This is a genomic window from Glycomyces tenuis DSM 44171, assembly GCF_000427885.1.
Classification (GTDB): Bacteria; Actinomycetota; Actinomycetes; order Mycobacteriales; family Micromonosporaceae; genus Glycomyces; species Glycomyces tenuis.
Genome location: NZ_ATYW01000003.1, coordinates 402,517 through 424,586, shown reverse-complemented (window position 1 = coordinate 424,586; position 22,070 = coordinate 402,517). Strand labels below are relative to the sequence as shown.

Here is a 22,070-nt window from a genome sequence, read left to right as displayed (position 1 = left end):
TCGGCCATCTGACTCAAAGCTGGACTCGGCGATTACAAACGGTCATTCTGGGATAGCCGCCTGAACCGGCGCGCAACTGGGGAGGCGACCAAAAACCTGAAGGATGAGGTGCAGGCCGTGCGTGTAATGCTGTACGACCCCAATCAGGTGTTCTCAGCCAGCATTCGACCGTTGCTCCACCGCCGAGGCGACATCGCCATCGAGGCGACGAACGCCAAGGCGCTCGCCACCGCAGAGCACGTCGAATGCTGTCTGGTCGCCCTGGAGGCTGTCTCCAGGAGCAGAATCCTGACCGACTGTAGAAGACCGGTGTTCCTCATCACGGACCGCGACGACGGTTCCGTCCTGCGCAAGGCCGTCTCGGTGGCCGCCGCCGGGATAGCGTGCACCCATATCCTGCCGAAAGACCTGCTCAAAGCGATCGACCAGGGGATCGCCAGCCCCCCGTACTACGATCCGCAGCTTCTCCGGGCCGCCCTCCAACCCGCGCCGCTCCTCGGCGCGCAGGACGCGCATGAGCTGGCGCACCACCTCACCCCGCGGGAGGACGACGTGCTGCGCCGCATCGTCCGAGGCGAGGCCACCAGCCACATGGCCGACGCGATGGGCGTGTCGGTCTCCACGGTCCGCTCCCACGTCCAGAACGTCCTGGGCAAGCTCGGCGTGAACTCGCGCCTGGCGGCGATCGCCTTCGCGATCAACTACGGCCTGGAACCGGTCCGGGAGAAGCACCCGCAGCTCAGTTGAAGCGGCCCGCGCATAATTGAGCGGTGCCTGAACTTCCCGAAGTCGAGACGGTCCGCCGCGGGGTCGACGCGGCCTTCCGCGGCGGGCTCATCAGCGCCGTCGAGGTGTACAACCCGAGGTCGGTCCGACGCCACGCGGCGGGCGTCGACGACTTCGCCGCGTGCCTGCGCGGGCTGACGGTCACCGGCAGCGGGCGGCGCGGGAAGTTCATGTGGCTGCATCTCGACGCCGAGCCGTCCTCGGCCGGCGAGCTCCCCGGAGGCGACCGGGTCCTGGTGTGCCATCTGGGCATGAGCGGGCAGTTCCGCGTCATGGACGCCGGCGCGGAGGCGCACCGGCACCTGCGGGTCCGCGTGCGGTTCGCTGACGAGCGCGAGCTGTGGTTCGTCGACCAGCGGACCTTCGGCTTCCTCGAGGTCACCGACCACGACGGGACGGTGCCGAAGACGCTCGGCCACATCGCGCCGGACGTGTTCGAGCCGGAGTTCGACGCCGAGCGGTGCGCGGCCAGGCTGCGCTCGCGGCGCATCGAGGTGAAGAAGGCGCTGCTGGACCAGGGCTGGATCAGCGGCGTGGGCAACATCTACGCCGACGAGGCGCTGTGGCGGGCCGGGATCCGCGGGCGACGGCTCGGGGAGCGGATCTCGCAGCGGAAGGCCATGGAGCTGCTCGGGCACGTCCGGGCCGTGTTGGAGGAGGCCCTCGAAGCGGGCGGGACCTCGTTCGACCCGCTCTATGTGCGGGTCAACGGCGAGTCGGGGTACTTCTCGCGGGAGCTCGCGGTGTACGGCCGCGCGGGGCAGCCGTGCCGCCGGTGCGGCACGTCGATCCGCCGGGAGGTCATCGGCGACCGCTCGGCGCACTACTGCCCGAAGTGCCAGCGCTGAGGCTCAGCGCTGCTTGACGCCGAGGCGCTCCGAGAGCACCCGCCAGGCCAGCTCGGCCGCGATCTGCTCGGCGTCCTTCTTCGAGCCGCCGGTGCCCTCGCCGAACTCCTCGCCGGCCACGACGGCCCAGGCGGTGAACTCCTTGGCGTGGTCGGGCCCGGACTCGCTGATCCGGTACTCGGGGACGCCGAGGCCGGAGTCGGCGGTGAGCTCCTGGAGGCTGGTCTTCCAGTCCAGGGCGGCGCCCTGCCCGGCGGCGCGTTCCATGAGCGGGTCGAAGAAGTGGTGGACCACCCGCTTGGCGGTCTCGACGCCGTACTGGAGGTACACCGCGCCGAGCAGCGCCTCCACGGCGTCGGCCAGGATCGAGTTCTTGTTCCGCCCGCCGGAGGACTCCTCGCCTTTGCCGAGGTAGAGGTGCGGGCCGATGCCGCCCGCCCCCATGCGCCGCGCGACGGCGGCCAGGGCCTTCATGTTCACCACCGAGGCCCGCAGCCGGGCGAGCTGCCCTTCGGGCAGTTCGGGGTGGTTGCCGTACAGCGCGGTGGTGATGACCAGGCTCAGCACCGAGTCGCCGAGGAACTCGAGGCGCTCGTTCGTGGGGATGCCGCCGTGCTCGTAGGCGTAGGACCGGTGGGTCAGGGCGAGACGCAGCAGTTCGGGGTCGATGTCGCGGACCCCGAACACTGCTTCGAAATGCTGAACTGCCTTGTCGCCCATGAGCCTCCCACCCAGGATGGACATATGGAGACGTCAGCCGGGCCGGGCCGTGGAGGCCGTCTCAGGACGGGTCACCGGTCCTGGTGAGGAGCCGGCCCGTCGGCGGAGCTCGCGAAGCGAGCTTGCGACGGGGCCGGTCGAGCTCGGCGAGCCGAGCATGGGATCGGTGATCGGTTCTGAGGCGGTCCGCCCGGGCCCGAGCGGACCCTTGCCCCCGCTTAAGCCTCGAGGACCTGACGGCCCTTGTACGTGCCGCAGACCTCGCAGACCTGGTGGCCGCGCTTCTTGGCGTGGCACTGCGGGCACTCGACCAGTCGCACCGGCGCAGCCTTCCACTGCGAACGGCGGTGCCGGGTGTTGCTACGCGACATACGACGCTTCGGAACAGCCACTTCAGAACTCCATACTTGTACGCTGTGCTACTCGGGCCTGTCGTCGCTCTCGGCGTCGACTGACCGCAACTTCTCCAATGCCGCCCAACGCGGGTCCACCGTCTCGTGACGGTGGTCGTCGGGCAGTTCGTCCCAGGGGACGCCGCATTCGGCGCACAGCCCCGGGCAGTCAGGTCGGCACAGCGGGGTGACCGGCATCGCCAGCACCAGCGCGTCCCGAACCGCGGGCTCCAGATCGAGCAGATCCCCCTGGAGCCGCAGAATCTCGTCGGCGTCAGTGGTCTCTTCGGTGACGGAGCCTTCATAAGCGTACAGCTCCTGTACGCGGACCCTGAGAGTGTCCTCGACGGGTGCGAGGCACCTCGCACACTCCCCCTCGGCGGTGGCCTCGACGTCGCCGTCGGCGAGGACGCCTTCGCTCACCGAGGTGAGGGTGACGTCGACGGACAGCGGCGACGACTCGGGGACCCGGAACACGTCAGGACCGAACGCCTCGGGTGCGGCGACCTCGCGCTCGACCCTCATGGTCGCGCCTGCGCTACGCCCGAGTTCCGCGGTGTCGACCACCAGCGGAGCGGCGGGATCCAGGGCAGTGTCAGTCATCGGTGAACGGCAGTCCTTCGTCAGGGAGATGTGCCTCGATCGAGGCCGACCGACAATGTTACCTCAGCGTCGCGGGCATGCCCAAGCAGGTGGGCGGCGGCGGCGAAACGCTCGATCAGACGGCGACGGGGCGGCCGCGGGCCGACGGCGCGATGGGACGCGGAGCCGTCGGCAGTGCGACGTCGAGCCGGGCTCCCACGCGGGCCGCGGGCGGGCCGTCAGATCTGCGGGAGCGGGCGCTCGTCCTCGGCCTCTTCGGCCTGGTGGGGGGCGAAGGAGCCGATCTCGCGGAGCGTGTGCATCTTGTCGCGGCCCCGCTCGACGCCCGAGAGGGCCCGGTGCAGGAACTGCTCGAAGTTCGCGAGCGTCGTGTCGACGTACTCGTCGACCTCGTCGCGCAGCCGCTGCGCCTCGCCGCGGGCCTCGGAGATGATGCGGTTGCCTTCGTGCTCGGCCGAGACCGTCACCTCGTGGCGCGAGACGAGCCTGGCGTGCTCGGCCTCGCCTTCGGAGATGATCCGCTCGGCCTCGCGCTCTCCGGCCTCGATGATCTTGTCGCGTTCCTGGAGCATGGCCTCGGCGCGGCGGATGTCGCCCGGGAGCTCGTTCTGGAGCTCCTCCAGCATCGCGATGAGCTCGGCCCGATCGACCTTGCAGGCGCGGGACATCGGGACGGCCTTGGCCGCCTCCACATAGGCGATGATCTCTTCGATCCTGTCGAGCGAACCCACCGATTTGCTCCCGTCGATATCTGTCATGGGGTTATTGTCCCGTATCGGGCCAGGAATTACTGCTCAATCCTGACTCATGCGTTCCACCAGTCGCCTTTGGACGATTTCCGGCACATGGGGGGAGATGTCGCCGCCCCACTTTGCCGCGTCTTTGACCATCGAGGACGAAAGGAAAGAGTACAGCGGATTGGTGGGCATCATCACCGTCTCAATGCCCCTCAGACCGTAGTTCATCTGGGCCATTTGCAGTTCGTAGTCGAAGTCTGACACGGCGCGAACTCCTTTGACGATGACGCCGACTCTGTGTTCCGCGCAGAAGTCGACGACCAGCCCTCGGAACGACGCCACTCGGACGTTCGGGATGTCGGCCGTGGTCTCACGAAGGAGCTCCAGCCGCTCCTCGACGGTGAACACCGCGTTCTTCGAGGCGTTGTGGAAGACCGCGACCCACACCTCATCGTACAGCTGTGAGGTGCGGCGGATGATGTCGAGATGACCGTACGTCACCGGATCGAATGATCCGGGACAGACGGCGTGCCGAGATTCAGGTTTCACAGCCGGTGACCGTAGCAAAGAGCGGTGGTCCCGTAGCGGCGGACGCGGTCTTCTGCGATCTTCGCGGGCCACGGCACGCTCGCGTCGCGACCGGCGCGCTCGACGACGACGTCGGCGTCGGGGGCGAGCCAGTCGTGTTCGACCAGCGCCTCGAGCATCGCGGCGATCGCCTGGTCGGTCACGGCGTACGGCGGATCGGCGAAGACGATGTCGTAGGGCTCCTGCGGCGCCGAGGCGAGCGCCTTCTCGACCGGGGCGGAGACCACCAGGCAGTCCTCGACGGCGAGCTCGGTTATGTTGCGGCGCAGCAGCTTCGCGGTGAGCGGATGGGACTCGACGAACAGGGCGTGCTCGGCGCCCCGCGAGACCGCCTCGATGCCGACCGCGCCGGAACCGGCGTACAGGTCGGCGAAGCGGAGCCCTTCGAGGTCGCCTCCGGGGGCGAGCGAGTTGAACAGCGCCTCGCGGACCCGGTCGGAGGTGGGCCGGGTGCGGTCCCCCGGCGGTGTGGCGAGGCGGCGGCCCTTGAGGGCGCCCGCGATGATCCTGGTCATGGGATTACCACTGTAACTCCGCTCAGCCCTTCTCCAGATATTCACCGCGGTCGGCGGCCAGGTCGTCGACCAGCGCCGCGAACGCCGGCTCCTGGCGCAGCCGCGGGTCGGCGGTGATCAGCTCGACGGCGTCGGCTCTGGCCGCCTCGATGATGTCGACGTCGCGCAGCAGCGACAGGAGTTTGACGTGCGACTTCGTGCCGGACTGGGCGGCACCGAGGACGTCGCCCTCACGGCGCTGCTCCAGGTCGAGCTCGGCGAGGGCGAAGCCGTCGGTGGTGGAGGCGACCGCGTCGAGGCGCTCGCGGGAGGCGGTGCCTTCGGCGGCCTCGCTGACCAGCAGGCACAGGCCGGGGTGGCTGCCGCGCCCGACGCGACCGCGCAGCTGGTGGAGCTGGGAGATGCCGAAGCGCTCGGCGTCGAGGATGACCATGGCGGTGGCGTTGGGGACGTTGACGCCGACCTCGATGACGGTGGTGGCGACCAGGACGTCGATGTCGCCGGCGGCGTAGGCGCGCATGACGCGGTCCTTCTCGTCGGCGTCGAGGCGGCCGTGGAGGAGGCCGAGGCGCAGGCCGTGGAGGGGGCCGGTGCGGAGCTGCTCGATCGTGTCGGTCACGGCCAGCGGCGGGCGGCGGTCGTCCGCGCCGGTGTCCTCGTTGTCGTCACCGCCGACGCGAGGGCAGACGACGTAGGCCTGGCGTCCGGCGGCGACCTCTTCGCGGACGCGCGTCCAGGTGCGGTTCATCCAGCGCTGGTCGGTGTAGGGCACGACGTGCGTGTCGATCGGGCTGCGCCCGGCGGGGAGTTCGGTGAGGCGGCTGGTCTCCAGGTCACCGTAGACGGTCATGGCGACGGTCCTGGGGATCGGCGTGGCGGTCATGACGAGCGTGTGCGGCGGGCGTTCGGCCTTGGAGCGCAGCGCGTCCCGCTGCTCGACGCCGAAGCGGTGCTGCTCGTCGACGACGACGAGGCCGAGGTCGGCGAAGTCGACGCCGTCGTAGAGCAGGGCGTGGGTGCCGACGACGATCCCGGCCTCCCCGGATTTGACGGCCTCCAGGGTGGAGCGGCGCTGCGCGGCGGTGGCCGAGCCGGTGAGCAGCTCGACTCGGGTGGCCTCCAACGGGGCGCCCAGTTCGCCGCCGTGCGCGAGCTCGCCGAGCATCTCGACGATCGAGCGGTGGTGCTGTCCGGCGAGGACCTCGGTGGGCGCGAGGATCGCGGCCTGGCCGCCGTGGGCGACGACCTGGAGCATGGCGCGCAGCGCCACGAGCGTCTTGCCGGAGCCGACGTCGCCTTGGAGGAGCCGGTGCATAGGAGGGCAGAGTTCACTCTGGTTCGGGTGGTGGTGGGAGACGGGAGGGCGCGTTCCGGCGAGTTCGGCGGCGATCTCCTCGCCGACGCGGCGCTGCCCGGCGGTGAGCTCGAACGGCAGTGCGGCGTCGAAGGCCTCCAGGATCGCTCCGCCTGTGGGGCGGGGCGTGGCGGGCTCGACGGCGGCCTCGGCCTTGCGGCGCACCAGCGCGGCCTGCATGACCAGGGCCTCCTGCCATTTCAGGCGCTTCTTGGCCGCGCCGAGGGACTCGAAGGACTCGGGGCGGTGGATCTGGTGGAGCGCGGTGGCGTAGTCCATCAGGCGCTGGCGGGAGCGGATCGCGGCCGGGAGCGGGTCGGCCGGGGTCTCGAGCCGGTCCAGGGCGGTCTGGACGCACTTGCCGATGTTCCAGGTCGGCAGGTCGGCCGTGGCCGGGTAGACGGGGATGAGCGCGCCGGCGAACTCCTCGACGGCCTCGGCCGAATCGGCGGCGCCGTCCGAGAGCATCCGCGACTGCGGCGAGTTCAGCTGGAGGCGGCCGCGGAACTGGGCGACCTTCCCGGCGAACAGGCCCCAGCGGCCGGGGACGAGTTCCTTCACCCGCCACGGCTGGTTGAAGTAGGTGAGGGTGAGCGTGCGGCCGGCCTCGTCGGCGACGACGACTTCGAGGTAACTGCCGCTGCGTTTGCCGGGCCTGGGGCGCATGGACTTCTGCACGGCGGCCCGGACCTGGGCGAAGATCGTGACCTCCTCGCCGAGCTGCAGGGAGCCGAGGTCGGTCTGCTCGCCGCGCTGGGCGTAGCGGAACGGGTAGTGGGACAGCAGGTCTCCGACGGTCTCGAGCCCCAGTCCCTTGTCGAGTGCGGCTGCGGTCTTCGCGCCGACGACGTCTCGCAGGCGGGCGTCCAGGCCTACAGTCAACGGTCACCTCTCCACTGTTCTCACTCGGTCTCACTGCCGATTCGACCGCCGGCGGCTCGTACCCGGAGCCGTCACTCGGCTCCGATGAGCATGAGCGGCCGGTCCTGTCCGGCGGGCAGCTGCTGGATCTCCACCAGCGGCCACGCTTTTTCCACATGATCGCCTACGGCTGTGACAGTTTCGGGATCCGACTCGGCGCCGACCAGGAGCGTGATGAGTTCGGCCCCGGCGGAGCACAGCCGGTCGACCAGGTCGAGGGCGGCGACGGCCGGGTCGGCTCCGGTGTGGACGACGTCGCCGTCGACCAGCCCGAGGACGGTCCCGCCCTCGTAGCGGACCTCGCCGGTGCGGCAGGCGGCGGCGGCCTCGGCCATGGCGATGACGTCGTCGTCGAAGGGCCGCTCCGCGTCGTGCACGGCGAACGCGGCCAGGCTCTGCATGATCGATCCGGTGGGGATGACCGCGACCCGGTAGCCGTCGCCGCGAGCGGCGCGCGAGGCCTCGCGGACCGCGTCGATCGCGGCCGGGTCGTCGACCAGCACGACGGCGTCCGGTCCGCCGCCGGAGCGGATGGCCGTCAGCACGTCGTCGACGCCGCCCGTGGCGGCCACGCGGCAGCCCTCGGTCTCGAGCAGGCCGCGCAGCTGCGGCCGGGCGGTGACGGCGACGACGGCCCGGTCCAGATCCCCGGTGGGGTGGCGCGAGTAGGCGTCGTCGAAGCGGGTCACCGAGATCCGGTGGACCCGGCCGCGCTCGATGCCGGCCTCGATGGCCGCGCCGATGTCGTTGACGTGGACGTGGACGTTGAACGTGGTGGCCGATCGGGCGGCGCGCGAGCCGATGATGACGACCGAGTCGCCGAGCCCGGTCAGGCGCCGCCGCAGGTCGGCGGCGGCGTCGGCCGAGGACTCGAGCAGGTACTGCACTTCGTAGTCGTAGGCCTCCGAACCGGTCTCGCGCGGGACCTCCTCGACGGGCCCGGCGGGCCTGGTGCGGTGGCTTTCGAGCAGGTCGAGCGCGCCTGTCGAGGCGGTGCCGGTGAGCGTCTCGACGAGCGCCTCCAGCAGCAGCGCCAGGCCGAGGCCGCCCGCGTCGACCACGCCCGCGCGGGCCAGCGCGGGCAGCTGCGTCGGCGTGGCGGCGACCGCTTCGGCGGCGGCCTCGGCGGCGGCGCGGGCGGCCGAGACCAGGCCGAACGGCGCGGCTTTCGCGGCGGCCGAGGAGGCGGCCTCGGCGACGGTGAGGATGGTGCCCGCGGTGGGCACCGCGACGGCGGCGGTGGCCGCGTCGGTGGCCGAGCGCAGCCCGGCGGCGAATCCCTTGGCGTCGACGCCGTCGGCCGTCCAGGCGTCGGCCAGGCCGCGGAGCATCTGCGCGAGGATCACCCCGGAGTTCCCGCGGGCCGACAGGAGCGCGCGGCCGGCGGCCTCGTCGAGCAGCGCGGGCAGCGGCAGGTCCGGCGTCGCGCCCTGGAAGGCGGCCTGGAGCGTGGCGACCATGTTGGTCGCCGTGTCGGAGTCGGCGACGGGGAACACGTTGAGCTCGTCGACGCCGCGCCGATGGCGCGTCAACGTGTCGATGCCGCGGGCGGCCCACGCTCGCATGGCGCCCGCGTCGAGGCCCTGGGGGCCGTGGTCAGGGATGTCTGCCTTCACGGCCCACCAGGATACGCGTTCGGCGACCGCTTCGGTACCGCTCCGATCGGGACATCGCTCCGGCTAGTTGAAGCTGAGGCTGGATCGCATCGCCGTGACGGCCTCGACCTGGTCGGCGGTCGCGATGCCCGCGAAGCCGACGTAGCCCACGTCGGTCTGGATGATGGCCGCCAGCACCGTGGTCTCGCCGACGGTGAAGGTGTGGAAGGCCGCGGGCCGTGCGTCTATGCGGTAGTCGTTGGCGGTGACGTCGCCGGAGATCTCGCCGCCGAGATGCTGGACGATCAGGTTGTCGAAGGCGGTCGCCGCGTCGGCGACCGAGGCGTCCTCGGCGACGCCGAGCGCGGCCGGGTCGATCACGCCGACGAACGCGAGGGACGAGCCGTCCTCCGTGGCGACGCCGGTGACGTCGGTGAACGTCCCTTCGGGGGCCCCGGCGGACTCTGACCACGCCGCGTTCGCGACGAAGGTCAGGCCGGAGGCCTCATTGACGACCAGGGTCGCTTCGGGGGCCTCGGGCTCGGCCTCGTTGCTCTCGATGGTGGCGGACGGCTCGTCGTCGGAGCCTCCGTCGTCGGTGGGGTTGAACAGGATGAACCCGCCGACGCCGAGCGCGGCGGCGATCACGACGACGCCCGCGAGCAGGACCCACAGCGGCCCTTTGCTGCCGCCCTTCTTCTTCTTGCGCTGGATCTGGCCCGGCTGGGCGCCGCCCCACGGCTGCTGCCCGGCCGCTCCGGAGACGGGGACCAGCTGTCCGCCCTGCGGGCCGAACTGGCCTTGCCCGGGCGAGACCGGCACCCCCGAGGCCGGCATCCCGGAGACGGGGGGCATGCCGGAGACCGGCATCCCCGAGACCGGCGGCATGCCGGGGGGAGGGGCCGGCTGCTGCATCGGCGGGGCGTCGAAAGGGGACACCGGCACGCCCGGAGGCGGCCCGAACGGCGCCTGGGGTTGGCTGCCCGGTCCGCTGGCGTACTTCACCGTGCCGTCGACGTCCTCGACGGGGACCTGCTGGTTCGGCGGAGACACGCGCTGGCTCTCCGGAGACCACGGCGGAGGCTCCTCGGTGGGAGGCTGCTCATTGGGCCGGTACACCGGGGGCTCTTGCGGAGACTGCGGCGGCTGCCAGCCGTCGGCCGGCGGCTGCGGGGTGTTGCTCATGATCGACTCACCAACGAAAATATGGGCATCGGCACATCACTGTATGTGGGTAGCCTACGGGATCCGGACCAATCCTAGAGTGGCCGACCGCGGCGGTCGGCGGCAGCCACCACAGTGCATCGGGGCCGTCACCTCGGCGAACCTTCGGGGGGTACGTCGGAAACGTCGGTTTTCGGGGCTTCGTGAGGCTGTGACGCAGCCCCTCGGCCCTGCTGGGGGCGCGGCCCCGCAGGTCCGTTAGAATTGCCGGGTTGCCCGCCGTGGGGGCGGGCCGCTGAATCGTCAACGCAGGAGTTTGGAAAATGTCGAGCGTGTGTGAAGTCTGCGGCAAGCGCCCGGGCTTCGGCAACAACGTCCCGTGGTCCCACAAGAAGACCAAGCGTCGTTGGAACCCGAACCTCCAGACCATTCGCATCGCGACTGGCTCCGGTGACAACAAGCACCGCGCCAAGGTCTGCACCTCGTGCCTCAAGGCCAACAAGGTGACCCGCTAAGGGACGATGAAGACTTCACGCCGTCGGGCTCGGCCCGGCGGCGTTTTGTCGTGCGCGGCGGACGCCGCGCGCTTTTCGCACACCTCTCTTCACTGCGCCTCCTTGAAGTGGTCCCAGCCGGCCGGGCCGGTCCAGGCGCCGCCGTCGACGGTGACGCCGGCGCCTTCGCCGACCGTGCCGATGCGCCTCCAGCCCTCGGGGAGGATCACCTCGGGCGGGAAGGCCGCGGCCAGAGCGTGATCCTCGCCTCCCGACAGCAGCCATGTGAGCGAGTCGGCGCCGAGCGCCTCGGCGGCGTTGGCCATCTGCTCGGGGACGTCGAACGCGGCCGTGTCGACGTCGACGGCCACGCCCGATGCCTCGGCGAGGTGGCCGACGTCGGCCAGCAGCCCGTCCGAGACGTCGATCATGGCGTGCGCGCCCATCAGGGCGGCGTCGCGCCCGGCCCCGTACGGCGGCTGCGGGCGCCGGTAGGCGCCGACCAGGGCTCCGGGGGAGCGGAATCCGCGCGAGAGGACGTGCAGCCCGCCCGCGGCCCAGCCGATCCGGCCGGCCAGGGCGAGCACGTCCCCCGGCCGCGCCCCTGACCTGGTGACCGGCGCTCGGCCTTCGAGGTCGCCGAGCGCGGTGACGGTGACGGTGAGCTGCGGGCCGCGGGTGGTGTCGCCGCCGACGACGGCCGCGCCGACGCCGGCGGCCTCGGCGGCCAGGCCGGACGCGAGCCCGTCGAGCCATTCGGCGGGCGTGTCCTGCGGCGCGGAGACGGCGGCGAGGAGCGCGGTGGGCCTGGCGCCCATGGCCGCGATGTCGGCGAAGTTGGCGGCGGCGGCGCGGTGGCCGACGTCGGCCGCCGAGCACCAGTCGCGGCGGAAGTGGCGGCCGTCGACGAGCATGTCGGTGCAGGCGACGACCCGGCCGTCGGGGGCGGCCACGACGGCGGCGTCGTCGCCCGGCCCCAGCTCGACGGCGTCGGTGGTGGTGAAGTGCCTGGTGAAGCGCTCGATGAGTCGGAATTCTCCGACTTCGGCGACGGTTTCGCTCACGGTTGCTTCCAGTCTCGGGCAGTTGACGGGCTTCGGCTTACTGCGTAATCTTCGCTCAACGGCGATCGTGAGCCGGTCAGGCCCGCCGATGTCGCCTTCCGGCCGCCGAACCCCTGATCGCCCTAGCGTTGGGAGGCCTGTGGATGGTGCAGGCGTACATTCTGGTCCAGACCGAGGTCGGGATGGCGGGGCGGGTGGCCGAGGCCGTGTCGAAGTTCGACGGCGTGCTGCGGGTCGACACCGTCACCGGCCCTTACGACGTGGTGGTCCTCACCGAGGCCGCCACCATCGACCAGCCGGTGGCCGAGATGGTGAGTAGAGTCCAGCGGGTGGCGGGCGTTACCCGCACCCTGACCTGTTCGATTCTGCATCTCTGAGGAGCGCCGTGGGGAAGGCGAAGCTTCCGGCCGTGGTGGCCACGGCCGTGGCGGTGCCGGTGGCCGCGGTCGCGGGCGTGGTCGTGTTCAACCTCATCGAGCCCGCCGCCGAGGACTCCCGTTTCGACGAGGACCTGTCGGCCGTGAGCGTCGAGGTCCCGCGGTTGAGCGACGAGGACGCCGTGGTGTGCCTGGCGATGACGGCGCAGGCGCCCGAGAGCGTCGCCGAGCTGCCGGCCAGGCCGGTCGAGGGCGGGGAGCACGCCTCGGAGTTCGTGCTGGCCTACGGCGATCCGGCGGTCGTGGCGACCTGCGGGGCCGAGGCGGTGGAGGTCGAGGACACCGCGGTGGTGTACATGCTCGACGGGGTCTGCTGGTTCACCGACGAAGCGGGCGACGGCACCGAGTGGGTCACCGTGGACCGCCGGATACCGGTGGGCGTGGCCGTGCCCGCCGACTACGAGCAGCCCGTGGACGTGCTGAACGGGCTGTCGGGGGCGATCGGCGAGGCGGTGCCGGTGTCCGAGGACGCGCCGTCGGGCTGCTCGTGAGCGGGGCCGGGCCGCTCGACCGGTCCTTCTTCGAGCGCGACGCGGTGGCGGTGGCGCCCGAGCTGCTGGGATGCCTGGTCACCGCGAACGGGGTGACGGTGCGCCTGACCGAGGTCGAGGCCTACCGACAGGACGATCCGGCCTCGCATTCGTTCCGGGGCCGCACCGCCCGCACGGCGGTCATGTTCGGCCCCGCCGGGCACCTGTACGTCTACTTCACCTACGGGATGCACTACTGCGCGAACCTCACCTGTGGACCGGAGGGCTTCGGCGCGGCGGTGCTGCTGCGCGCCGGGGAGGTCGTCGACGGCGCCGAGACGGCCCGGGGCCGGCGCGGTGAGCGGGTCGCGTTCCGGGACCTGGCGAGGGGCCCGGCACGGCTGACGCAGGCCTTGGGCTGGGACCGCGGCGACGACGGCGCCGACATGGTCGGGGCGGTGCGGGCCGACGGCGCCGCGCCCGCGGTGCGGACGGGGCCGCGGACCGGGATCACGAAGGCCGCCGAGGTGCCGTGGCGGTTCTGGATCGACGGCGACGCGTTCGTCTCCCCGTACAAGCGCCACCCGAAGGCGCCCCTCGCCGAGGCGTGAACGGGGCCGAGCGCCTCATTCCAGGACCACGTCGAAGTGGCGCGAGTCCATCAGCTCGCGGAAGGCCTGCTGCGCGTCGGGGTCGACGTGGATCTCGGAGTCGCGGCCCTCGGCGTCGGGCGAGGAGAAGTAGACGATCGCCTTGAGCCTCGGGTAGTGCGCGAACTGCTCGGCGGCGGACTCGAAGACGGTCTGCTGGTGGTTCGGGTACTCGTCGTAGTGGAACACGCCCCATTCGGCCATCATCATCGGCTTGTCCGGGTGGGTCTGGCCGATCCAGTGGTAGAAGCCGGGCCAGGAGTCGTCCTTGGTCTGGTCGACGATCTCGGTGAAGTCGGAGTGGCCGTCGTCCGCGAGGGACTGGCCGTAGCCGGACACGCCGATCCAGTCGACGACGTCGTCGCCGGGGTAGAGCTCGCCGTGCCAGGGCACGCTGACCCACTTCAGGTAGCCCATGTAGTTCATGACGGTGACGAGGTTGTCGACGCCCTGGCCGCGCAGGAACTCAACGACGTAGCGGAACATCGCGGCGTAGTCGCCCGCCTCCATGCCCGAGCCCTCCCGGTCGACGACGTCGTTCTCGGGCTCGTGGTGGACGGTGAAGAAGAACGGCTTGTCGAAGTTCGCCTTGATGTGCTCGGCGAGGCGGGTGAGGTAGTCGTCGACCTTCGGGTCTCCGGCGGCGATCTCGGCCCACTCGGCCATCTGCGGCTTCCAGTTGATGAACAGGGTCCGCGGGTGCTCGGGGTCCTCGGTGAGCTCGATCTGCTCGGGCGTGGGGAACAGGCGGCCGTCGGCCCGCTCGTAGGCGTGGTAGATCTGCTGGTGGTGCGCGGCGTCCTGTTCGAACTCGAGGAACGCCTCCTCTTTAGGGCGGTCGGTGTGGCCGCCGGCGGCGGCGCCGACGAGGGCGCCGCAGCTGGGGACGAGCTTCTCGTCGGTGGTGCAGGTGCCGAGGTTGCCCGCGGCCTGGCCCGCTTCGGGGGTGAAGGGGGCGAGCGGGTCGGGGCTCGGCTCCGCGGTGGAGGGCGCGTCGGCGGTGGGCGACGGGCTGGGGCTCGCGATCTGGCTGGGCTGGCCGGGAGCCGTCGGCGTCTCGGGCGCGGCGGGCGTCTCGGGCACGGGGACGGTGCGCAGCCTCGGGCCCTGGCCGTCGATGTTCAGCCCTTCGAATTCGAGGTAGCCGTCGGTGTCGGGCGTGGAGATCGCGAAGCCGTAGCGGCCGGGCGCGTCGATGGCGCCGGTGACGTCGAAGACGACCTCGGTGGTGGCGGCGTCGACCATGGCGGTGTCCCAGACGCGGCCGTAGGGCGGGGCGGTGTCGGCGGTGAGCGAGCACAGGCACGAGACGGCGTGGACCGAGGAAACCTCGATCATCATGTCCTCGCCGCCGGGCGGCGTCAGCACCGGCAGGCGCAGCTCCGCGGTGTGCTCGGGCGTCACTGTGGACTCGTCGACGGCGAACTGGAGGTGGGTGACGGTGATGCCCAGGCCCGAGCCGTTGCCGACGGGCAGGGCGCTCGGCTCGGCCGGGGCGGAGCCGTCGACGGCGCTGGCGGTGAAGGTGGCGGCGACCGGTTCGTGGTCGGCCTGGCCTGGCACCTGGTCCCAGGCGGGCACGGTGGGGGTGGTGCCGCCGTGGTCGGCGCCGACGCCGTATCCCGCGAGGAATCCGGCCAGGACCAGCGGGACGGCGGCCAGCAGCGCGACGAGGCCCCGGCCCGTCCTCAGTGTCAGTCCCCGCTGCCTGTGCGACTTGCTCATCTTCGCCCCCACCTCGCTTCGTCCGGCCACACGGGAGCACCGTCGTGACACACGCTCAAATACCGTGATCCCACATGTTAGCGAACATAATGGTTTTAACAGATTTCTTGGCACATTGGAACCTCTCGCATCAGTGATATTCCGTCCCGCCCGTCACCTTTCCCTGCCTTGACTCGTTAGAGGGGCGAGATCCCATGAATGAGAAAGGCTTTCGCGTTGAGGACCCCTGCCGCCCGTACGCTCGCCGACTACGGCATCATCGCCCGCCGCTCATGGTGGCTCATCGTCGGCACCGTCGCCGTCGCCCTCGCGGCCGGGATCTGCTACACCGCGGCCACTGAGAAGGTGTACGAGTCCACCGCCTCGGTCCTGGTGATGCCCACCGCCACCGACACCGACGTCGCGGGCGCCCGCACCGCCGGGCAGATCAACCTCGACACCGAGGCCCAGCTCGTCAAGTCCACCGAGGTCGCCCAGGCCGCCGCCGAGCGCCTGGAGGGCCCGCCCGCCGACGAGCTGTCCCAACAGGTCTCGGTCACCGTGCCGCCCAACACCTCGGTGCTGAAGATCAGCTTCCGCGCCGCCGACCCCGAGACCGCCCGCGCGGGCACCGTCGCCTTCAGCGAGGCCTACCTCGCCCACCGGATGGCGGCGGCCACGGCCTCGCTCGAAGGCTCGATCACCGCCACGCAGACCAGCCTCGACGCCCTCGACACCGAGATCGGCGGCGTCGAAGACCAACTGGCCTCGCTCGACGACGGGGACGACCCCACCGCCCTGGAATCCACCTTGGACAACCTGAACCGCGAGGCCGGCGAGCTCGAATCCCACATCGCCGCCCTGGAGGCCGAGCAGAGCGCCGTCACCGCCGGACGGATCATCAACCAGCCCACCCTGCCCGACTCGCCGGTCTCACCGAACCCGCTGTTCAACCTCGCCGCCGCGTTCGGCGCGGGGCTGCCGCTCGGCCTCATGCTCGCCTGGGCCAGGCACCGCCTGGCCCGCCGCGTCTGCTACCCCGCCGACCTGGTCGAGCGGTGCGAGACCGACGTCCTCGGCTCGGTGCCGAAGTCGGTCAAGTTCCAGCGGCGCGAGGTCTTCGGGGCCTACAGCCCCGGCGGCCGGGTCTTCTCCCAGATGCGCAACGTCATCTCCTCCCAGCTCACCGGCGAGCAGCGCGTCGTGGTCGTCGCCGGGGTGGCGCCCGGCCCGGCGGCCAGCGTCGTCGCCGCGAACCTCGCCACCGCGATGGCCCGCGCCGGTGACCGCGTCACCGCCGTCGCCGCCAACCCCAGCACCACCGTCGGCCTGCCCGAACTGTTCGGCACCGAGCCGGTCCCCGGCCTGGCCGACGTGTGGTCGGGCCGCGTCGACCTCTCCGAGGCCATGCAGGCCGCCCCGAGGCAGCCGATCCTGTCCGTCGTCGGCCCCGGCGCCGCCGCGCGGGCCGCGGGCCCCACCAGCGAGGCCGCCGCCGCGACCTTCGCGAAGCTCGCCGAGGCGGGGCGGTTCGTCATCGTCGACGCGCCGCCGCTGTCGTGCTCGGCCGACGCCCAGCTGCTGGCCGCGCACGCCGACGCGGTCATCCTCGCCGTCCAGTCGCAGCGCGACTCGGTCTCGGAGACCTCGGCCGCCTCGGTCGCGATGCGCCAGATCGACACGCCGCTGCTCGGCGCGGTCCTGCTGCCGAGCTCGCTGGGCCCCATGGGCAACGTGCCGATGCCCGGCGGGCAGACGCGCGAGCTCCCGCGCTCGCGGCGCGGCACCGGGTCGGGCATGTCGGCCGACGAGACGCCCACCGACTCGCTCGAAGCGGTCGACGACGCGCCGGGCCGCTCCGATGCACCCGTGCCGGTCGACGGCGCGAGGTCGCGGCGGCCCGCGGCAGAGACGCGATGACCCTCACCGGAGCGGCGAGAGCCGCCCGGGGCGCCCCGCCGGGGCCTCCGCCGTCTTCGCGGGAGGGCCGCTCGCTCACCTGGCTGCTCGCCGCCTACCCGCTGTGGTGGGCGCTGGGCATGGGCGTCCTCGTCATCCCGTTCGTGGCCGCCGTCGGCGCCGTGCACCTGCTGCGGCGCAGGAGCATCGCCGTCCCGCCGGCCTTCGGCTGGTGGCTGCTGTTCCTCCTGGCCGTCGCGCTCAGCCTGGCGCACCTGGGCGTCGACCCGCCCGGCACCGTCCCCGGCTCGTGGATCTCCAACCTGCCGGGCGCGACCTTCCGGCTCGGCTTCTACTGCTGCGTCACGCTCATCGTCCTGTGGGCCTACAACCTCGTCGCCGAGGGCCGCTACCCCAAGGAGCGGCTCATCCGGCTGCTGGCGTGGCTGTTCGTCGTCACCGTCGCCGGGGGCCTGCTCGGGACCTTCGCGGGCGGCTTCGAGTACACCTCGCCGGTGGAGGCGCTGCTGCCGAAGTCGGTGGCCGCCGACGGCTTCGTGCAGTCGCTGGTCCACCCGTCGGCCGCCCAGACCATGGACTTCCTCGGGTACGAGACGCCGCGTCCGGCCGCGCCGTGGGGCTACACCAACACTTGGGGCAACAACTTCGCCATCACCGTCGTGTGGCTCGTCGTGGCCGCGTTCTGCCTGCCGGTGGCGACGCGCTGGCGCATCGCGGCCACCGCGCTCCTGGTGGTCTCGCTCGTCCCGGCCGTGTACTCGATGAACCGGGGGCTGTGGCTGGGCCTGGCCGCGATCGCGGTCTTCGCGGCCCTGCGGCTGCTCGTCTCCGGCAGGCCCGCAGGGCTCGCCGCGCTCGGCGGCGCCGGGATCGCCGCCGTCCTGCTGGTGATGCTCACACCACTGGGGACTGTCGTGCAGGCGCGGCTCGACAACGGCCACTCCGACGATGGGCGGGCCTTCTCCTCGGAGACCGCCACCGAACTGGTGCTGCGCCACTCCCCCGTGCTGGGCTTCGGCTCGACCCGCAAGACGCTCGGCTCCGGGGAGTCGATCGCCGTGGGGCCCACGCCGGAATGCCCGCGGTGCGGGGCCCGCACGCTGGGGGGCAACGGCCAGCTGTGGCAGGTCCTGTTCGCCCACGGCGTCGCCGGGACCGTCGCCTACCTCGGCTTCGCCCTGAGCGTGCTGTGGCGCTTCAGATCCGACCACTCCGCGGTCGGCATCGCCGGCTCGGCGGTCATCGGGCTGTCGCTGCTCTCGATGTTCTACTACAACGCCCTGGTCACTCCGCTCCTGCTCACCCTTCTCAGTTATGTGCTCCTCGCCGCCAACCGAACACCGGTGCCACTGGGAACGACTACGGAGAAGTCATGAGCAGAGCCCTGCAGACCGCCGACGACCTGCGTCGGCGCGCCACCTATCTCGCCGAGGTGGTCGACCAGCTGTATCCGGGACCGGACCGGTCCGCATCGGCCGCGGGCGAGTCGCGCCCGTACATCGTCGTGCCGAACCGGCGCAAGCCGCGGGTGCTGATCCCGGCCTCGAACCGGAAGGTCGCCGCCGGGGCGCTGTCGCGGTACTCCAGGCCGGCCGCGCGGGCCGCCCGCGTCAAGCGCGACGCCGCGGTGTGGGCGCTGCGTCTGGGTCTGGACCGGCTGCTGCTGCCGCACCGCCTCCAGGTGTCGGCGTCCGAGGGCATCGACGACCATCTCGGCGCGGTGCTCGGCCACGAGGTCCACTTGAGCATCCACATCGGCCCGGCGAGGGCGAACCGCAAACCGGTGCTTCAGATCCTCGACGGCGAGGCGCGGACCGTCGCCTTCGCCAAGCTCGGCGTCAACGAGCTGACGCGCGAACTCGTGGAGGCCGAGACGGCGGCGACACGGCGGCTCGGCGAGTTCGGGCAGCTGCGCACGCTCCGCGTCCCGGCGCTGCTGCACGCGGGGACCTGGCGCGGCCACAACCTCATGGTCACCTCGGCGCTCCCTGCCTGGACGGAGCCCGCCGACCGCGGCAGCGCCCCCAGGATCGCGGCGATGCGCGAGCTGGCGGAGGTCGCCGGAACGGTGCGGTCGCCGCTGGGCGAGTCGGACTACGCCGCGCGGCTCCGGGCCAGGCTGGCGTCGCTGGCGGCGCGGAGCCGGTCGGCCGGGCTCGGCCCGAGCGGGGAGTGCGACACCGACGTCGACACGCTGGTGGCGGCCGGGACGACGCTCCTGGACCGCTTCGCCCGCGTGGAGCTGACCTTCGGGGCCTGGCACGGCGACTGGTCGCCGTGGAACACCCGCGAGAGCGCGGAGCTGATCTACCTGTGGGACCTGGAGCGGTTCGAGATCGGCGTCCCGTACGGCTTCGACGCGGTCCACTACCGGCTCCAAGAGGACATCGTGACCCACCAGGTGGATCCGACGACGGCGGTGCTGCTGCTGGCGGCCAACGCCTCGGCGGTGCTGGCGCCCATGGGGGTGGCGCCTTCGGAGGCGGAGCCGACGACGCTGCTGTACCTGGTGGACCTGGCGGCGCGCTACATGAGCGACCAGGCCGAGCAGGCCGGGGCGGCGCTGGGGGCGCTCGGCCGCTGGCTGCTGCCGACGCTGCTGAGGCACATCGCGCGGCAGCGCGATGCATGAAGCACGGCGCGCGGCAGCGCGATGCATGAAGCACGGCGCGCGGCAGCGCGATGCATGAAGCACGGCGCGCGGCAGCGGGATGCGCGAAGCGGCGCGGCGGGATGTGTGAGCACTGTGGATTATTAGGAGCACCGTTTGAGCGAGCGAACACTGCGGGAGCGCGTCCCGACGTCCGTCAAGGCCGTCGTCGGCCACTCCACTCGGACCTTCGGGCGGCTGACCTCGTCGTCCCGGATCCTGCCGGGCCTGCTGGTCTGCGGCGGCCAGCGCTGCGGCACCACGTCGCTGTACCGGGCCCTCGCCCAGCACCCGGCGATCCTCAAACCCGTCTGCCACAAGGGCGTCCACTACTTCGACACCGCCTACGGCCGGGGCCTGCCGTGGTACCGGGCGCACTTCCCCACCAAGGCCGCCGCCCGCCGCATCGCCGAGCACACCGGGCTCGCGCCGATCGGCTTCGAGTCCAGCCCGTACTACCTCTACCATCCGCTCGCCGCGGAGCGCTTCGCGCGGGACCTGCCGGGCGTCAAGGTCATCGTGCTCGTCCGCGACCCGGTCGAGCGGGCCTGGTCCCACCACGCCCACGAGACGGCCCGCGGCTTCGAGGACATCGCCGACTTCGAGGCGGCCGTCGGCGCCGAGGACGAGCGGCTCGACGGCGAGGAGCGGCGGCTGCGCGCCGAGCCGGAGCACTACAGCTTCAGCCACCAGCACCACGCCTACGTCGCACGCGGGCGCTACACCGACTACCTGGAGCCGCTCGCCGAGGCGGTGGGCCGCGACCGGATCCTGGTGCTCGACTCCGGCGAGTTCTTCACCAGGCCCGAGGACGCCTTCGAGCGGGCCCTGCGGTTCCTCGGCCTGCCGTGGCTCGGCGAGTTCGCCTTCGCCAGGCACAACGCCCGCGGGCGCCCCTCGCCCATGTCGCCCGCGCTGCGGGCGCGGCTGACCGAGCACTACGAGCCGTACGACGCCCGGCTCGCCGACTGGCTGGGCGGGACGCCGAGTTGGAGACGCTGACCGCCGCCAGGGTCGAGCCCGCCGACCGGGCCGAGCTGCGCGGCACCGCGCGCGGGGGCCTAGTCAACCTCGTCGGCGCGGTGGTCGCCGGAGGCGGGGGCCTGACGGTCACCTGGCTGGTGGCCGTGGCGCTCTCGCCTGCCGACGCCGGCGCGTTCTTCGCGGTGACGTCGGTGTTCCTCGTCGTCGGCGCTCTGGCGCGCCTGGGGACCCCGACGGGGCTCGTGTACTGGGTCGCGCGCCTGCGCCAGGTGGGCCGGGAGGCGGCGATCGGCTCGGTGCTGCGGATCAGCCTGTGGCCGGCCTGTCTCGCCTCGGCCGCCGCCGCGCTGGCGCTGTTCGCGTCGGCGCCGATGTTCGAGCGGCCCGACCTGGTGCGCCTCGTGGCGGTCTTCCTGCCCGCGTCGGTGGCGCTGGAGGCGCTGCTGGCGGCCACGCGCGGCTACCGGCTCATGGGCCCGACGGTCCTCATCGACAAGCTCGGGCGGACGCTGGCGCAGCTGGCGGCGCTCGCCGCGATCGCCTTGACCGGCGCGGCCTCGGCGCTGACGGTCACCGCCGCGTGGGCGCTGCCGTACCTGCCCGCGGCGCTCGCCGCCGGGTGGTACCTGTGGCGGCGCCACCGGGGAGGCGGCGACGCGGGCTTCCCCGACCGCGTCGAGGCGCGGGCGTTCTGGGGTTTCACCGCGCCGCGGGCGGTCGCCGGGGTGGCGCAGATCGGCCTCCAGCGCCTCGACATCATCCTGGTGGCGGCCCTGGCCGGGCTCGGTCCGGCCGCGGTCTACACGGTGGCGACGCGGTTCGTCATCGTGGGGCAGTTGGCGTCCGGGGCGGTCGGGCAGGCGGTGCAGCCGCGCGCGGCGGCGGCCATGGCCGCCGGGGAGGCGCTGTCGGCGAAGCGGCTCTACCAGGCGTCGACGGCGTGGATCGTGGCGCTCACGTGGCCGGTCTACCTGGCGGTGGGGATCGGCGCCGACTGGTATCTGCGGCTGTTCGGCGGCGAGTACGCCACCGGGACGGCGCGCGCGGTGGTGTGGATCCTGGTGCCCGCGATGATGGCGAGCGCTGCCTGCGGGGTGGTCGACTCGATGCTGTCGATGGCCGGGAAGACCGCGTGGCAGCTGATCGACGTGTCGATTTCACTCGCCGTCAACGTGGGGTTGAACCTGCTGTTGATTCCTTCGCTCGGCGTCGTCGGCGCGGCGATCGCGTGGTCGGCGGCCGTCGTGGTGAATAATCTGATTCCACTCGCGCAGCTGTGGCGGACCTTCGGTCTGCATCCGTTCGGCGCGCTGACGAGGCGGGCGCTGGCGGCGACCGGGCTCGTCTTCGGCGTGCTGCCGCTGTCGCTCAGCCCGCTCGGGGGGCCGTGGACGCTGGCCGCGCTCGCGGCCGCGGGCCTGGCTTGGGCGGTGACGCTGCTGCGTTACCGACGCAGAATCTAGAGCTCCAATTG

The 22,070-nt window shown here is 72.0% G+C and carries 22 protein-coding genes; 11 read left to right on the top strand and 11 right to left on the bottom strand.

Going from position 1 to position 22,070, the window contains the following annotated elements; translation table 11 throughout:
- Positions 1-171: 171 nt before the first annotated feature.
- Positions 172-747: a helix-turn-helix transcriptional regulator gene (locus YWW_RS33830; protein WP_162145921.1), complete on the top strand. Its 576-nt coding sequence runs from the start codon at positions 172-174 to the stop codon at positions 745-747.
- Positions 748-770: 23 nt separating this feature from the next.
- Positions 771-1,634: a bifunctional DNA-formamidopyrimidine glycosylase/DNA-(apurinic or apyrimidinic site) lyase gene (gene mutM / locus YWW_RS0106990; protein ID WP_026929555.1), complete on the top strand. Its 864-nt coding sequence runs from the start codon at positions 771-773 to the stop codon at positions 1,632-1,634.
- A 3-nt stretch (positions 1,635-1,637) separates the two neighbouring features.
- On the opposite strand, the gene rnc is transcribed toward mutM, so the two are convergent.
- The 9 genes from rnc to YWW_RS0106945 form a co-directional block, all read right to left on the bottom strand.
- A complete protein-coding gene (gene rnc, locus YWW_RS0106985; protein WP_155829983.1) occupies positions 1,638-2,354 on the bottom strand; it encodes a ribonuclease III in 717 nt (238 codons plus the stop codon).
- A gap of 218 nt (positions 2,355-2,572) precedes the next feature.
- Complete coding sequence (gene rpmF / locus YWW_RS0106980) at positions 2,573-2,746, bottom strand: 50S ribosomal protein L32 (RefSeq protein WP_026929553.1); 174 nt, start codon at positions 2,744-2,746, stop codon at positions 2,573-2,575.
- Positions 2,747-2,773: 27 nt separating this feature from the next.
- Entirely contained in the window at positions 2,774-3,349 is a 576-nt protein-coding gene (locus YWW_RS0106975; RefSeq protein ID WP_026929552.1) for a YceD family protein, read from the bottom strand.
- A gap of 218 nt (positions 3,350-3,567) precedes the next feature.
- Complete coding sequence (locus YWW_RS0106970) at positions 3,568-4,080, bottom strand: hypothetical protein (RefSeq protein WP_035697987.1); 513 nt, start codon at positions 4,078-4,080, stop codon at positions 3,568-3,570.
- Between the two features lie 63 nt (positions 4,081-4,143).
- Entirely contained in the window at positions 4,144-4,635 is a 492-nt protein-coding gene (gene coaD / locus YWW_RS0106965; protein ID WP_026929550.1) for a pantetheine-phosphate adenylyltransferase, read from the bottom strand.
- Complete coding sequence (gene rsmD / locus YWW_RS0106960) at positions 4,632-5,189, bottom strand: 16S rRNA (guanine(966)-N(2))-methyltransferase RsmD (protein ID WP_026929549.1); 558 nt, start codon at positions 5,187-5,189, stop codon at positions 4,632-4,634. Before rsmD ends, coaD begins: the two co-directional genes overlap by 4 nt.
- 22 nt (positions 5,190-5,211) lie before the next feature.
- Positions 5,212-7,425, bottom strand: a complete 2,214-nt coding sequence (gene recG, locus YWW_RS0106955; protein WP_026929548.1) for an ATP-dependent DNA helicase RecG — start codon at positions 7,423-7,425, stop codon at positions 5,212-5,214.
- Positions 7,426-7,496: 71 nt separating this feature from the next.
- Positions 7,497-9,080 carry a DAK2 domain-containing protein gene (locus YWW_RS0106950; protein WP_051325470.1) on the bottom strand — a complete coding sequence of 528 codons (1,584 nt, stop codon included), beginning with the start codon at positions 9,078-9,080 and terminating at the stop codon, positions 7,497-7,499.
- Positions 9,081-9,143: 63 nt separating this feature from the next.
- The gene (locus tag YWW_RS0106945; RefSeq protein WP_155829981.1) at positions 9,144-10,244 is read right to left on the bottom strand and encodes a hypothetical protein; all 1,101 of its coding nucleotides are present in this window, start codon (positions 10,242-10,244) and stop codon (positions 9,144-9,146) included.
- 302 nt (positions 10,245-10,546) lie between these two features.
- Here YWW_RS0106945 and rpmB point away from each other — a divergent pair, with 302 nt between their 5' ends.
- On the top strand, positions 10,547-10,738 hold the full coding sequence (gene rpmB / locus YWW_RS0106940; protein WP_026929545.1) for a 50S ribosomal protein L28: 192 nt from the start codon (positions 10,547-10,549) through the stop codon (positions 10,736-10,738).
- Positions 10,739-10,827: 89 nt separating this feature from the next.
- Here rpmB and YWW_RS0106935 read toward each other — a convergent pair whose 3' ends face one another.
- Positions 10,828-11,781 carry a thiamine-phosphate kinase gene (locus YWW_RS0106935; RefSeq protein ID WP_026929544.1) on the bottom strand — a complete coding sequence of 318 codons (954 nt, stop codon included), beginning with the start codon at positions 11,779-11,781 and terminating at the stop codon, positions 10,828-10,830.
- A gap of 143 nt (positions 11,782-11,924) precedes the next feature.
- Between YWW_RS0106935 and YWW_RS0106930 the strand changes: the two genes are divergently transcribed.
- The 3 genes from YWW_RS0106930 to YWW_RS0106920 are packed head-to-tail and all read left to right on the top strand — an operon-like array spanning position 11,925 to position 13,299.
- Positions 11,925-12,158: an Lrp/AsnC family transcriptional regulator gene (locus YWW_RS0106930; RefSeq protein WP_026929543.1), complete on the top strand. Its 234-nt coding sequence runs from the start codon at positions 11,925-11,927 to the stop codon at positions 12,156-12,158.
- 8 nt (positions 12,159-12,166) lie between these two features.
- Entirely contained in the window at positions 12,167-12,709 is a 543-nt protein-coding gene (locus YWW_RS0106925; protein ID WP_026929542.1) for a DUF3515 family protein, read from the top strand.
- On the top strand, positions 12,706-13,299 hold the full coding sequence (locus YWW_RS0106920; RefSeq protein WP_051325469.1) for a DNA-3-methyladenine glycosylase: 594 nt from the start codon (positions 12,706-12,708) through the stop codon (positions 13,297-13,299). Before YWW_RS0106925 ends, YWW_RS0106920 begins: the two co-directional genes overlap by 4 nt.
- 15 nt (positions 13,300-13,314) lie before the next feature.
- On the opposite strand, the gene YWW_RS33825 is transcribed toward YWW_RS0106920, so the two are convergent.
- Positions 13,315-15,063, bottom strand: coding sequence for a hypothetical protein (locus tag YWW_RS33825; protein WP_155829979.1), 1,749 nt, complete (start codon positions 15,061-15,063; stop codon positions 13,315-13,317).
- 216 nt (positions 15,064-15,279) lie between these two features.
- Between YWW_RS33825 and YWW_RS28810 the strand changes: the two genes are divergently transcribed.
- The 5 genes from YWW_RS28810 (at position 15,280) to YWW_RS28800 (ending at position 22,059) form a co-directional block, all read left to right on the top strand.
- Positions 15,280-16,962 (top strand): Wzz/FepE/Etk N-terminal domain-containing protein, encoded by a 1,683-nt coding sequence (locus YWW_RS28810; RefSeq protein WP_051325467.1) that lies wholly within the window; start codon positions 15,280-15,282, stop codon positions 16,960-16,962.
- Positions 16,959-18,338 carry a hypothetical protein gene (locus tag YWW_RS28805; RefSeq protein ID WP_051325466.1) on the top strand — a complete coding sequence of 460 codons (1,380 nt, stop codon included), beginning with the start codon at positions 16,959-16,961 and terminating at the stop codon, positions 18,336-18,338. Before YWW_RS28810 ends, YWW_RS28805 begins: the two co-directional genes overlap by 4 nt.
- Positions 18,335-19,594 (top strand): hypothetical protein, encoded by a 1,260-nt coding sequence (locus tag YWW_RS0106900; protein ID WP_026929540.1) that lies wholly within the window; start codon positions 18,335-18,337, stop codon positions 19,592-19,594. The genes YWW_RS28805 and YWW_RS0106900 overlap by 4 nt, the downstream gene beginning before the upstream one ends.
- 135 nt (positions 19,595-19,729) lie before the next feature.
- Positions 19,730-20,614 carry a sulfotransferase family protein gene (locus YWW_RS0106895; RefSeq protein ID WP_211228454.1) on the top strand — a complete coding sequence of 295 codons (885 nt, stop codon included), beginning with the start codon at positions 19,730-19,732 and terminating at the stop codon, positions 20,612-20,614.
- A complete protein-coding gene (locus YWW_RS28800) occupies positions 20,602-22,059 on the top strand; it encodes a lipopolysaccharide biosynthesis protein (RefSeq protein WP_051325465.1) in 1,458 nt (485 codons plus the stop codon). Before YWW_RS0106895 ends, YWW_RS28800 begins: the two co-directional genes overlap by 13 nt.
- Positions 22,060-22,070 lie beyond the last annotated feature (11 nt).

Bases quoted from the DNA above. Each gene is read 5' to 3' on its own strand.
- rnc (WP_155829983.1), bottom strand. From the start codon at position 2,354: ATGGGCGACAAGGCAGTTCAGCATTTCGAAGCAGTGTTCGGGGTCCGC.
- YWW_RS0106975 (WP_026929552.1), bottom strand. From the start codon at position 3,349: ATGACTGACACTGCCCTGGATCCCGCCGCTCCGCTGGTGGTCGACACC.
- rsmD (WP_026929549.1), bottom strand. From the start codon at position 5,189: ATGACCAGGATCATCGCGGGCGCCCTCAAGGGCCGCCGCCTCGCCACA.
- YWW_RS0106945 (WP_155829981.1), bottom strand. From the start codon at position 10,244: ATGAGCAACACCCCGCAGCCGCCGGCCGACGGCTGGCAGCCGCCGCAG.
- rpmB (WP_026929545.1), top strand. From the start codon at position 10,547: ATGTCGAGCGTGTGTGAAGTCTGCGGCAAGCGCCCGGGCTTCGGCAAC.
- YWW_RS0106930 (WP_026929543.1), top strand. From the start codon at position 11,925: ATGGTGCAGGCGTACATTCTGGTCCAGACCGAGGTCGGGATGGCGGGG.
- YWW_RS33825 (WP_155829979.1), bottom strand. From the start codon at position 15,063: ATGAGCAAGTCGCACAGGCAGCGGGGACTGACACTGAGGACGGGCCGG.
- YWW_RS28805 (WP_051325466.1), top strand. From the start codon at position 16,959: ATGACCCTCACCGGAGCGGCGAGAGCCGCCCGGGGCGCCCCGCCGGGG.
- YWW_RS0106900 (WP_026929540.1), top strand. From the start codon at position 18,335: ATGAGCAGAGCCCTGCAGACCGCCGACGACCTGCGTCGGCGCGCCACC.